Source organism: Kineococcus siccus (genome assembly GCF_009906795.1).
In the GTDB taxonomy this organism is placed as follows: domain Bacteria; phylum Actinomycetota; class Actinomycetes; order Actinomycetales; family Kineococcaceae; genus Kineococcus; species Kineococcus siccus.
This window is the reverse complement of the sequence record NZ_JAAALN010000144.1, coordinates 1-11,108: the sequence shown is the minus strand read 5'-3', so window position 1 is coordinate 11,108 and position 11,108 is coordinate 1. Positions and strand designations below refer to the sequence as shown.

14 protein-coding genes are annotated in these 11,108 nt (G+C 75.7%); 11 read left to right on the top strand and 3 right to left on the bottom strand.

Annotation, left to right across the window (positions count from 1 at the left end):
- The first annotated feature begins 61 nt into the window (after positions 1–61).
- Together GTR02_RS15140 and GTR02_RS15135 are read left to right on the top strand one after the other, a co-directional pair.
- Positions 62–991, top strand: a complete 930-nt coding sequence (locus tag GTR02_RS15140; RefSeq protein ID WP_205709350.1) for a YhgE/Pip family protein — start codon at positions 62–64, stop codon at positions 989–991.
- Positions 988–2,106 carry a YhgE/Pip family protein gene (locus tag GTR02_RS15135; RefSeq protein WP_166608329.1) on the top strand — a complete coding sequence of 373 codons (1,119 nt, stop codon included), beginning with the start codon at positions 988–990 and terminating at the stop codon, positions 2,104–2,106. Before GTR02_RS15140 ends, GTR02_RS15135 begins: the two co-directional genes overlap by 4 nt.
- A 23-nt stretch (positions 2,107–2,129) precedes the next feature.
- Here the strand turns inward: GTR02_RS15135 and GTR02_RS15130 are convergent, their stop codons facing one another.
- A complete protein-coding gene (locus tag GTR02_RS15130) occupies positions 2,130–2,969 on the bottom strand; it encodes an alpha/beta fold hydrolase (protein WP_166608328.1) in 840 nt (279 codons plus the stop codon).
- Between the two features lie 247 nt (positions 2,970–3,216).
- Between GTR02_RS15130 and clpB the strand changes: the two genes are divergently transcribed.
- The 6 genes from clpB (at position 3,217) to GTR02_RS15100 (ending at position 7,861) form a co-directional block, all read left to right on the top strand.
- Entirely contained in the window at positions 3,217–5,862 is a 2,646-nt protein-coding gene (clpB, locus tag GTR02_RS15125; RefSeq protein ID WP_166608327.1) for an ATP-dependent chaperone ClpB, read from the top strand.
- A 150-nt stretch (positions 5,863–6,012) separates the two neighbouring features.
- A complete protein-coding gene (gene rpmB / locus GTR02_RS15120) occupies positions 6,013–6,249 on the top strand; it encodes a 50S ribosomal protein L28 (protein WP_166608326.1) in 237 nt (78 codons plus the stop codon).
- Positions 6,249–6,416, top strand: coding sequence for a 50S ribosomal protein L33 (rpmG, locus tag GTR02_RS15115; RefSeq protein WP_166608325.1), 168 nt, complete (start codon positions 6,249–6,251; stop codon positions 6,414–6,416). The genes rpmB and rpmG overlap by 1 nt, the downstream gene beginning before the upstream one ends.
- A complete protein-coding gene (rpsN, locus tag GTR02_RS15110; RefSeq protein WP_166608324.1) occupies positions 6,416–6,721 on the top strand; it encodes a 30S ribosomal protein S14 in 306 nt (101 codons plus the stop codon). The genes rpmG and rpsN overlap by 1 nt, the downstream gene beginning before the upstream one ends.
- A 10-nt stretch (positions 6,722–6,731) precedes the next feature.
- Complete coding sequence (gene ykgO, locus GTR02_RS15105) at positions 6,732–6,854, top strand: type B 50S ribosomal protein L36 (RefSeq protein WP_166608323.1); 123 nt, start codon at positions 6,732–6,734, stop codon at positions 6,852–6,854.
- Positions 6,855–6,919: 65 nt separating this feature from the next.
- Positions 6,920–7,861: a phosphotransferase gene (locus GTR02_RS15100; protein WP_166608322.1), complete on the top strand. Its 942-nt coding sequence runs from the start codon at positions 6,920–6,922 to the stop codon at positions 7,859–7,861.
- On the opposite strand, the gene GTR02_RS15095 is transcribed toward GTR02_RS15100, so the two are convergent.
- Positions 7,845–8,642 carry an AraC family ligand binding domain-containing protein gene (locus GTR02_RS15095; protein ID WP_166608321.1) on the bottom strand — a complete coding sequence of 266 codons (798 nt, stop codon included), beginning with the start codon at positions 8,640–8,642 and terminating at the stop codon, positions 7,845–7,847. The two genes, GTR02_RS15100 and GTR02_RS15095, sit on opposite strands and share 17 nt — an antisense overlap.
- Positions 8,643–8,690: 48 nt before the next feature.
- On the opposite strand from GTR02_RS15095, the gene GTR02_RS23915 reads away from it, so the two are divergent.
- Entirely contained in the window at positions 8,691–9,128 is a 438-nt protein-coding gene (locus GTR02_RS23915) for a DUF2000 family protein (RefSeq protein WP_166608320.1), read from the top strand.
- An 85-nt stretch (positions 9,129–9,213) separates the two neighbouring features.
- Positions 9,214–9,795: a hypothetical protein gene (locus GTR02_RS15085; protein ID WP_166608319.1), complete on the top strand. Its 582-nt coding sequence runs from the start codon at positions 9,214–9,216 to the stop codon at positions 9,793–9,795.
- A 41-nt stretch (positions 9,796–9,836) separates the two neighbouring features.
- On the opposite strand, the gene GTR02_RS15080 is transcribed toward GTR02_RS15085, so the two are convergent.
- Positions 9,837–10,466, bottom strand: coding sequence for a hypothetical protein (locus tag GTR02_RS15080; RefSeq protein ID WP_166608318.1), 630 nt, complete (start codon positions 10,464–10,466; stop codon positions 9,837–9,839).
- 27 nt (positions 10,467–10,493) lie between these two features.
- On the opposite strand from GTR02_RS15080, the gene GTR02_RS15075 reads away from it, so the two are divergent.
- The coding region (locus tag GTR02_RS15075; protein WP_166608317.1) for a phosphotransferase at positions 10,494–11,108 on the top strand (615 nt) is incomplete at its 3' end.

The following is an 11,108-nucleotide window of genomic DNA, read 5'->3' as shown; positions in this document are numbered from 1 at the left end:
ACGATGTTCCCGACGACGGACCCGACGACCGGCCCGCCCCCACCTCCTCCGGAGCCGCGTGATGCCGATGACCTCCCTGCCCTGGCTCGAGCTCGCGCGGTTCCGCCGGTCGCTGCTGACGAAGCTCGCGCTCGTCGTGGTCGTCGTCGTGCCCTGCCTCTACGGCGGGCTGTACCTGGCGGCGAACTGGGACCCGACCGGGGAGTTGGCGCGCCTGGACGCGGCCGTCGTCGACCTCGACGTCCCGGCCCCGAGCACCGGCGCCGACGGCACGACGACCACGGTCGACGCGGGCGGGCAGATCGTGCGTCAGGTGACCACGGCGGGCGCGGCGGGCTTCACGTGGCACGAGGTCAGCGCGCAGCGCGCGGCCGAGGGCCTCGAGGACGGCGACTACGCCGCGGTCATGACGATCCCGGCGGGCTTCTCCGCCGACCTCGTCTCGGCCGGTGGCGCCGACCCCCGGCGCGCGCAGCTGAGCGTCGTCACCGACGACGCGGCCAACTACGTCGTCGGCAACGTCGCCGGCACGATCACCACCACGCTGCGCGACTCGCTGGCCACGAGCACGACCGCGCGGTACCTCGACAACGTGTACGTCGGGTTCAACGCGGTCCACGCGCAGGTCAGCCGGGCCGCGGACGGCGCGGCCGGCCTCGCCGACGGCGCCCGCAGCGCCGACGCCGGAGCGGACCAGCTGACGGTCGGCCTCGGGGACCTCGACGACGGGGCCGCGCAGCTGGCCGCGGGCGCGGGAGAGGTCTCGGCCGGGGCGACGACGCTGGCCGCGGCCGCGCCGCCCGCGACCTGCTGGTTGCCCGCGGCAGCCTCGGCACCGACGTCCTGCCCCGCCTGCGCGCGCTGGCCGCCGCCGACCCCGGGAACGCGCAGCTGCAGCAGCTGCTCGCGTCCGTCGAGCAGGTCGACGCGCAGCTCGACCCGGACCTCGGGCGGCTCGGCACCGACCTCGGTGCCGCGGCCGGCCAGGTGAGCGCGGCCGGCCAGGGTCTCGCGGGCGCCGTGCAGCAGCTCGGCGCGGCCCGGCAGGGCGTCGACGAGCTCGCCGCGGGCGCGGACCGCCTCGCCACGGGCGCCACGGCCGTGTCCGACGGGGCCGCGCAGCTCGCCCGGGCGGCCCCCGCGCTCGCCGGTGGCGTGGCCTCCGCGGCCGACGGTGCAGCCGCCCTGGCCACCGGCACCCGCCAGGTCTCCGCGGGCGCGACGAGCGCCGCCGCGGGGGCCGAGCGGCTCGCGGCCGGCTCCGGGACCCTCGACACGGGGGCGCAGGAGCTGGCGACGGGGGCCGGGACCGCCCGCGACGGCGCCGCCCGGCTCGCCGACGGGACCGCGCAGCTGGCGGACGGGAGCACCCAGCTCGCCGACGGGCTCCGCAGCGGGGCCGACGCGGTCCCGACCTACGGCGACGCCGACCGCGCCCAGCGCTCGCAGGTGGCCGCCGCGCCCGTGCAGTCGCGCGCGACCCGCGCGCACGCCGTCGACGTCTACGGCGAGGGCCTCGCGCCCTACTTCGTCTGCCTCGCCCTCTGGATCGGCGGGATGATCACCTACATGGTGCTGCGCGCCGTGTCGCCGCGGGCCCTGGCCACCACCGCGGGGTCCTGGCGGGCCGCGCTGTCCGGGTGGCTCCCGGGTGCGGCCTTCGGTGTCGTGCAGGCGGTCGCGCTGTTCGCGTCCCTGCACGTGTTCCTCGGCTTCGACGCCGCCTCCCCGTGGGCCACGGTCGCCTTCGCGGTGCTCGTGGCCGTGGTGTTCACGAGCATCCACCAGTGCTTCACGGCGCTGCTCGGCGGCGTGGGGCGCCTGGTCGCCCTCGTGCTGCTAATGCTCCAGCTGGCCTCGGCCGGCGGCACGTACCCCGTCGCGACGGCGGGGCCGTTCTTCGAGGCGCTGAGCCCGTACCTGCCCATGACGTACGGCGTGCAGGGCCTGCGGCGCCTGGTCGCGGAGGGCGCCACCGCGCAGGTGTGGACCGACGTCGGGGCGCTGGTCGTGGCCGGCCTGCTGGCCATCGGCGTCACGCTGCTGGCCTGCCACCGCCGCCGCACCTGGTCGGTGACGAGGCTGCACCCCAGTCTCAGTCTCTGACCCGCGCGGGGCGGCCGGGCGGGTCAGTCGACGGGGTTGACGGGGTTGCGCTCCCAGAAGGCCAGGACCGCGGCCGTGAACTCCGCCGGGCGCTCCACGGGCAGGAGGGTGCGGGCCCCGGGAACGACGATCGCGGTCGCGGACCGGCAGGTCGCGGCGAGCTCGCGCGCCCGCGCCGGGCTCAGGTCCTGCTGTTCGGCCCCTGCGATGATGAGGACGGGGACGATGGCCCGCGCCAGTTCCGGCCCCAGGTCGGTGCGCCCGATGACGAAGGAGCGCAGGCTGGCGGCCTGGCTCCGGGGGTCCGCCGCCTCCAGGCTGCCGGTCAGCAGCGCCAGGGCCCCGGGGTCACGTGCGCGGCAGGCCCCCGTGAACTGGGTGGACCGGAGCAGGGCCCGCACGGGCGCGACCGGCCCGAGGTGCTCGAGGACGGCGCTCACGGCGGTCAGGACGTGTCGCTGCCACCTCGGCAGGGGCGCCGTCGGTGCGTTCACCGCGACGAGCGTGCGCAGTCGTCCGGGTCGCGTGCCCACGAGCCGGTAGCCGACCCGGCCGCCCCACGCGGTACCGACCCAGTCGACCGCTCCGGTCACGCCGACGCCGTCGAGGAGGTCCTCCGCCGCCAGAGCGCACTCCGTGAGCGTCGTGGTGGCCAGCAGGGGATCGCTCGCCCCCCAGCCGGGTCCGTCGACGAGGAGCAGTCGGCGCCGGGTGGACAGCCGGTCCACCACGCGCTGGTAGCAGCGCGAGTCCGTGAAGGTGCTGTGCCACAGGACGGCGGTGGGCCCCTCGCCGATGGTGTGGACGGCCAGGAGCCCGAGGCGCGTGGGGACCCGGGTGGTCGATCGCGGTGATCGCGGCACCGGCGCTCCCCTGGCGGCGAGATGAGCGCCGGGTGTGGTGGCGCGGTCCGACCGTAGGCCGCCGGCGGCCCGGGGGAGAGCGTTCTCAGAGACCCGCGCGTCCCCTCTTCGGGGGGTGCGCCGCGAGCACCGCGCCTGCATGCGGCACCCAGCCGCCGGTCGCGACGCGCGAGTTGAGCGGAACAAGCTCAACTCTGGCAGTGTTGCCCCCGGTGTCGTTCGTCAGCACGTCCCCTCGGAGGTTCCCGTGGACCTGAAGCTCACCACCCGCGCCCAGGAGGCCCTGGCCGACGCCGTCGGCCGGGCGAGCACCGGCGGCCACGCGCAGGTCGAGCCCCTGCACGTCCTGGCCGCGCTCCTGGAGCAGGAGGGCGGCGTCGCCGGCCACCTGCTCGACGCCGTGGGCGCCGACCGCTCCGTCGTCGCCACCCGCGTGCGCGGGGCGCTCGCGTCCCTGCCCAGCGCGTCGGGTGCGTCGGTCAGCCAGCCGCAGCTCTCCCGTCCCGCCGTCGCGCTCATGCAGGCCGCGGGTGACGAGGCGCGTGCGCTGGACGACGCCTACGTCTCCACCGAGCACCTGATGCTCGGCGCCGCAGCCTTGACCTCGGCCGCTGGGGAGGCCCTGCGCGCCGTCGGCGCCACGCGCGACGCCCTGCTCGACGCCCTTCCCGCCGTCCGCGGCGGCGCCAAGGTCACCTCGCCCGACCCGGAGGGTACCTACCGGTCGCTGGAGAAGTACGGCGTCGACCTCACCGAGCAGGCCCGCCAGGGCCGCCTCGACCCGGTCATCGGCCGCGACGCCGAGATCCGCCGCGTCGTGCAGGTGCTGAGCCGCCGCACCAAGAACAACCCCGTCCTCATCGGCGAACCGGGCGTCGGCAAGACCGCCGTCGTCGAGGGCCTGGCGCAGCGCATCGTCGCGGGCGACGTCCCGGAGTCGCTGCGCGGCAAGCGCCTCATCTCCCTCGACCTCGCCTCGATGGTCGCGGGTGCGAAGTACCGCGGGGAGTTCGAGGAGCGGCTGAAGGCCGTCCTGACCGAGATCCAGAACGCGGAGGGGCAGGTCGTCACGTTCATCGACGAGCTGCACACCGTCGTCGGCGCGGGTGCCGCCGAGGGCTCCATGGACGCGGGCAACATGCTCAAGCCCATGCTCGCGCGCGGTCAGCTGCGCCTCGTGGGCGCCACCACGCTGGACGAGTACCGCGAGCGCATCGAGAAGGACCCTGCGCTGGAGCGCCGCTTCCAGCAGGTCTTCGTCGGCGAGCCGAGCGTGCCCGACACCATCGGCATCCTCCGCGGCCTGCGCGAGCGCTACGAGGCGCACCACAAGGTCTCGATCTCCGACGCCGCGCTGGTCGCCGCCGCGACGCTGTCCGACCGCTACATCTCCGGGCGGCAGCTGCCCGACAAGGCGATCGACCTCGTCGACGAGGCCGCGTCCCGGCTGCGGATGGAGATCGACTCCTCGCCCATCGAGATCGACGAGCTGCGCCGCGCCGTGGACCGGCTGAAGATGGAGCAGCTCGCGCTGTCGAAGGAGGACGACGTCGCCTCGCGCGAGCGGCTCGAGGCGCTGCGCTCGCAGCTGGCCGACAAGCAGGAGCAGCTCACCGCCCTGAACGCGCGGTGGGAGCAGGAGAAGGCGGGCCTGAACCGGGTCGGCGACCTGAAGAAGACCGTCGACGAACTCCGCTCGCAGGCCGAGCGGTTGCAGCGCGAGGGCGACCTCGCGGGCGCCAGCGAGATCCTCTACGGCCGCATCCCCGGCCTGGAGGCCGACCTGGCCGCCGCGCAGCAGGCCGAGGGTTCCGGTGCCGCCCAGCCGCCGATGGTGGCCGACGAGGTCGGGCCGGACGACATCGCCGAGGTCATCGCCGGCTGGACCGGCATCCCCGCGGGCCGGTTGCTGGAGGGGGAGACCGCGAAGCTGCTGCGCATGGAGGAGTTCCTGGGCAGCCGCCTCATCGGCCAGGCCGCGGCCGTGGGTGCGGTCTCGGACGCGGTGCGCCGCAGCCGGGCCGGGGTCAACGACCCCGACCGCCCGACCGGGTCCTTCCTGTTCCTCGGGCCCACGGGCGTCGGCAAGACGGAGCTCGCGAAGGCGCTCGCGGACTTCCTCTTCGACGACGAGCGCGCCATGGTCCGCATCGACATGAGCGAGTACTCCGAGAAGCACGCCGTCGCGCGTCTCGTCGGGGCGCCTCCGGGGTACGTGGGGTACGAGGAGGGCGGCCAGCTGACCGAGGCCGTGCGGCGCCGGCCGTACTCGGTCGTGCTGCTCGACGAGGTGGAGAAGGCCCACCCGGAGGTGTTCGACATCCTCCTGCAGGTCCTCGACGACGGTCGCCTGACCGACGGCCAGGGCCGCACGGTGGACTTCCGCAACGTCATCCTCGTGCTGACCTCGAACCTGGGGTCGCAGTTCCTCGTCGACCCGGAGCTGTCGCGCGAGACCAAGCACGACGCCGTGATGTCCGCGGTGCGGGCGAACTTCAAGCCGGAGTTCCTCAACCGCCTCGACGACGTCGTCGTGTTCGACCCGCTGTCGACGCAGGAGCTGTCGCGCATCGTCGAGCTGCAGGTGCAGCGGCTCGCGGCCCGGCTCGCCGACCGCCGGATCACGCTGGAGGTCACCGACGCGGGCAAGGACTGGCTCGCCATCACGGGCTACGACCCCGCCTACGGGGCCCGGCCGCTGCGCCGGCTGGTGCAGCGCGAGATCGGCGACCGGCTCGCCAAGGCGCTGCTGTCCGGGGAGGTCCGCGACGGCGACACCGTCGAGGTCGACGTCGAGGACGGCGGTTTCACCCTCGACCTGGACGACCCGGGCTCGGCCCGCCGGACCGGTCTCGTGGTCCGCCGCGCGGAGACGGCCGTGACGGCGGTCTGAGCCGCACTGCAGCGGACACGCCCGCCAGGCTCCCGGAGCCTGGCGGGCGTCGTCGTGCCCGGCAGGTGGCGACGCGGATGCCATCGAGGTGAGAACGATTCCCATCTGGGCTAGGCTGGGGTGAGCATCCACCGAACCCGAGGAGACACGGTGTCCGCCCACTGCCAGGTCACGGGGGCCCAGCCCAGCTTCGGCTCGTCCGTCTCGCACTCGCACCGGCGCACGAACCGCCGCTGGAGCCCGAACATCCAGCGCAAGACCTACTTCGTGCCGGCGCTCGGCCGCACGGTCACGCTCACGCTGTCCGCCAAGGGCATCAGGACGATCGACCGACGGGGCATCGACGCCGTCGTCGCCCGGATCCAGGCCCGCGGCGAGCGCGTCTGATGGCCAGGACCCAGGACGTGCGCCCGGTCGTCAAGCTCCGGTCCACCGCGGGAACGGGGTACACGTACGTGACCCGCAAGAACCGCCGCAACGACCCCGACCGCATGGTGATCCGCAAGTACGACCCCGTGGCCCGCCGCCACGTGGACTTCCGCGAGGAGCGCTGATGGCCAAGAAGAGCATGGTCGCCAAGAACGAGCAGCGCCGTGCGGTGGTCGCGAAGCACGCGGAACGGCGCCGGGAGCTCAAGCGCCGCAGCGTGGACCCGCACCCGTCGGACGCCGAGCGCCTCGAAGCGCGAGCGGGACTGCGACGGCTGCCGCGCGACGCGAGCCCGACGCGGGTGCGCAACCGGGACGCGGTCGACGGGCGTCCGCGGGGTTTCGTGCGGGCGTTCGGCCTCTCCCGCATCAGGTTGCGCCAGATGGCCCACGCCGGGGAGCTGCCCGGTGTCACGAAGTCGAGCTGGTAGGAGAGGTGCCGTGAAGGTCCGAGCGTCGCTGAAGTCCCTGAAGAACCGTCCCGGCTCCATCGTGGTGCGGCGGCACGGGAAGGTCTTCGTGATCAACAAGGCGAACCCCCGGTTCAAGGCCCGTCAGGGCTGACCGGTCCGCGCACGCGGACCCGGAACCTGCTCGCCGCTCGCCGTGCGTTCTGGGAGCCTGACGGGGTGCTGGGTTCCGGAGGGTCGCGCGTGCGGTGGGAGGCGCTGCCCCCGGCGGTGCGCCGGGGGGTCGAGGAGGTCCTGGGCTCGCCGGTCGCGCGGGCCGTGAGCCAGTCCGGCGGGTTCTCGCCCGGTTCCGCGGACCGGGTCCGCACGCGCGACGGGCGGCGGGCGTTCGTCAAGGCCGTCGGGCCCGAGCTGAACCCCGACAGCCCCGGCATCCACCGCGCCGAGGCCGCGATCGCCGGATGGCTGCCGCCCGGGCTGCCCGCCCCCGCACTGCTCGGCACCGTCGACGCCGACGGCTGGATCGCCCTGGTGCTGCAGGACGTGGACGGGGTGACGCCCGCGCTGCCCTGGACCGCCGCCGACCTCGACGCCGTCCTCGACGCACTGACGCTCCTCGCGGAGGGCGCGACCCCCTGCCCGGTGCCCGACCTCGAGGACGCCCGGACGTCGTTGTCCCGCAACCTCGCGGGCTTCGACCGGCTCGCCGCCGACGCCACAGGTGCCCCGGACCTGCCTGCGCTGCCCGACCTGGACCTGCTGCGGCAGCTGGCGTCGCGAGGCCTCGCGGCCCTGGACGGCGACACGCTCGTGCACTCCGACCTGCGCGCGGACAACGTGCTCGTCACGAGCCGCGGTGCCGTCCTCGTGGACTGGCCGTGGGCGTGCCGGGGGCCCGCGTGGCTGGACACCCTGCTGCTGCTCGTCGAGGTCGAGCGGTTCGGCGGCCACGACGTCGACGGGCTGCTGCGCGGCCTGTCGCTCACCCGGGACACCGACCCGGCCGACCTCACGGGGGTCCTCGCGGGCATGGCGGGGTACTTCCTCGACGCCGCACGGCTGCCGTCGCCGCCCGGGCTGCCGACGCTGCGCGAGTTCCAGCGCGTGCAGGGCGTCGCGCTGCTGCAGTGGGTGCGGTCGCGGGTCAGCGCCGGCTCGTGAACCGGCCGGGCGTCGTGCCCAGCACCCGGCGGAAGTGCCGGGTGAGGTGCGACTGGTCGTAGAACCCCGCGCCCACCGCGGCCTGCGCGGGCGGCACCCCGTCGAGCAGCAGCCGGCGCGCCCGGTCGACGCGCCGGCCCGTTAGGTAGCGGTGCGGCGGCAGGCCGAACTCCGCCCCGAACGCCCGCACCAGGTGGGCCGGGTCGGCCTGCAGCCGCGCCGACGCGTCGGCGAGCCCGACGCCCGCGACGACGTCGGCGTCGAGGAGGTCGCGCAGCCGCCGCGCGAGGGACAGATCGCCCCGCGGCGCCGGAGCGGCCGGACCCCGGCGGGCCAGCAGGGTGCGCAGCCGCTCGGTGAGCAGCACCGTGCGGCTCGCGGCCTCGAACTCCTCGCCCGGAGCCGCGAGGGCGCCGTGCAGGCGCGAGACGGCCCGGCCGAGCGACGGGTCGAGCACGACCGGGGAGTCGACCGCGGCCCCGGTGAGAGCCAGTGGCAGCACCGCGGTCTCCAGGTACAGGACGCGCTTGCGGAACCCCTGCGCGGACGCGGCCCGCCCGTCGTGCGGCACGTGCGGCGGGAGGAGGGTGACCAGCGACGGCGACGTGGTGCGGGAGCGGCGGTCCAGGGCGAAGGCGACCGTCCCCTGGTCCACGAGGAGGACCGTCCACGTGTCGTGGGTGTGCAACGGGTAGGCGTGCTCGGTGAACCGAGCGTGCAGCACCTCGGCGACGCCCGGCACCGCCGGTCGCCAGCTGCGCACCCGTTCGCGGTCCGGCACCTCAAGAACGTACAAGAACCGGCCGCACCCCGGCGGCAGTCTCACGACGTGAGCGAGAACCTCCCCGACGCACCCGTCCGCTTCGACACCCGGACGGTGGTGCTGCTGCGCGACGACCTCCCCGGGTGGCAGCGGCTCAACGTGACCGCCTTCCTGGCGTCGGGGCTCACCGCGCGCCACGGCGAGCTCGTCGGCGAGGCCTACCTCGACGCCGACGGGACGGCCTACCTCCCGCTGCTCGGCCGGCCCGTCATCGTGCTCGAGGGCGGCGCGGACGTCCTGGCGGTGGCGCGCACCCGGGCCGTCGCCCGCGACCTGCCGATCGCGGTGTTCACCGCCGCGATGTTCGGCACGGGGCACGACGCCGCCAACCGCGCCGTCGTCCGGGCCGTCGCGGGGGACCGGCTCGACCTCGTGGGCCTCGCGGTGCATGGGCCGAGGAACGCGGTCGACAAGGTCGTCAAGGGCTCGCACCGCCACCCCTGACGTGTCCGACGGGCCAGCACCGCTGTCGTGCAACGGGAACCGGACGGTGTCCCGGGACGGCCCGCCGGTCCGGGATGATCGGGGCATGGACGACGACCTGCAGCACCTCGCGACGCTGATCCCCGCCCGGGGCGAGCCGGTGCGCACGCTGGACGACACCGCCACCGGGTCGTGGCGCGTGCGCGCCTCGCGCGTCACCGTCCGCCTCGACCTCGACGCCCGCACCGTGGTGCGCAGCACCGATACCGTCCCCACCCTCACGCCCGACCCGCTCGACGGCCGGCTCCTGGCGCTGGAGGAGATCCGCTCGTGCGCGGTCGGGGAGCCGTTGTCGTTGCGCGTGCGCGACGAGGACGGCAGGCCGGCGACGGTCCGGGCCACCAAGGTCCGCTACGTGCAGCCCGTCGACCCGGAGGCCGGCGCGCGCCGCGAACGACACCTGCGCCAGCTCGCCGCGGCCGTCGCGGCCGGGTCCGACTCCCGCGACGACCGCATCGCCGCCGTGCACTTCGGCGCGACGTGGGCGGCCGTCGGGGAGGTGCACGACATCAGCGGTGTGCAGGCCGCGGCCCGCTGGAAGGAGCCGGACCGCGAGGTCCTCGCCCGCCTGCGCGCGGCCCGCGGGGAGACCGGGACGCCCGCCGCGCCCGCCCGCCGGGAGTCCTGACCGGACCGGCATCCCGTCGTCGCCCGGCCGCGCCCGGCGGCTCAGGCCGCCCGGTCGCCGACCGGCCCCCGCGCGCGGTCCTCGTGGCGCAGGCGTGCCTCCCCGAGGAGTCCCAGCCCGAGGGCCAGGGCGACCATCGTCGCCACCCCGAGGGGCCAGTAGATGTGGGAACCGACGAAGGACCAGGCCGCGGCGACGGTCAGGAGCCCGCCCGGGAGGGCCGCCGGCCCCCACCGCCGCCAGGCGAGGACCGCGAGGGCCGCGCTGCCCGCGAGGAACGCCCAGCCGCCGACGGTGCCGACCTCGTTGCCGATCGCGAAGAGGTGATCGAGGGCGGGGTCGCGACCGTCGGCGTCCGGCCCGCGCCCGGCCGCGACCCCGTTGCTCACCAGCGCCCCGGCCCCGATGCCGGCGACGGCGTCGACGACGCCGTAGAAGCTGGCGTAGAGGAACGCGGCGACGCGGACGGCCCACGCCAGGACTCCCGGAACTCCGCGCACGAGGAACCAGAGGCCCACGCCGAGCAGCGGGAAGACCGGCACCAGGACGATGTGCATCGTGGTCCACCAGCCGGCCGTCTCCGGCGTGAGCTCCATCGGGTGGCTGAGGCCGATGCCGGCGAGCAGCAGCGGCGGGAGCGTCCCGGTGAGGTGGGTCGGCCATCGGCGCACGAGGGAACGCTACCTAGGCTGCCCGGCATGGAGGAGCGGCTCGCGGGCGGACGCGACCACGGGGCCGTCCGCGTCGGGGACACCGTGCGCCGCCACGCCGGGAGCCGCACCCCCGCGGTGCACGCCCTGTTGCGCCACCTCCACGACCACGGCTTCACGCGGGCGCCCGAGCCGCGGGGACTCGACGAGCAGGGCCGCGAGGTCCTGACCTACCTGGCGGGCCGGACCGTCGGCGAGGACCGGCCCTGGCCGGCCTGGGCCCACCGCGACGACACGCTCGTCCAGGTGGGGACGTGGCTGCGCGAGTTCCACGACGCCGTCGCCTCCTTCACACCCCCGGCCGGAGCGCACTGGTTCGGCGACCGCGACGACCTGCGCCCCGGGGAGGTGGTCGGCCACCACGACGCGGCGCCGTACAACGCGGTCTGGCGGCCGGCCCCCACCGCCGGCGACCCCGGGGCCGGCGAACTCGTCGGGTTCGTCGACTGGGACCTGGCCGGCCCGGCGCCCGCCGTGCGCGACCTGGCGTTCACCGCCCTGACGTGGGTCCCGCTGACCGCCCGCGACGTCGCGGCCGCCGACGGGTTCCCCGCCGACACGGACCGGTGGCGCCGGCTGCGCCTGCTGCTCGCGGCCTACGGG

Coding starts and splice junctions, on each gene's coding strand:
- rpsN (WP_166608324.1), top strand. CDS start 6,416: ATGGCCAAGAAGAGCATGGTCGCCAAGAACGAGCAGCGCCGTGCGGTG.
- rpmG (WP_166608325.1), top strand. CDS start 6,249: ATGGCCAGGACCCAGGACGTGCGCCCGGTCGTCAAGCTCCGGTCCACC.
- GTR02_RS15085 (WP_166608319.1), top strand. CDS start 9,214: ATGGACGACGACCTGCAGCACCTCGCGACGCTGATCCCCGCCCGGGGC.
- GTR02_RS15140 (WP_205709350.1), top strand. CDS start 62: ATGCCGATGACCTCCCTGCCCTGGCTCGAGCTCGCGCGGTTCCGCCGG.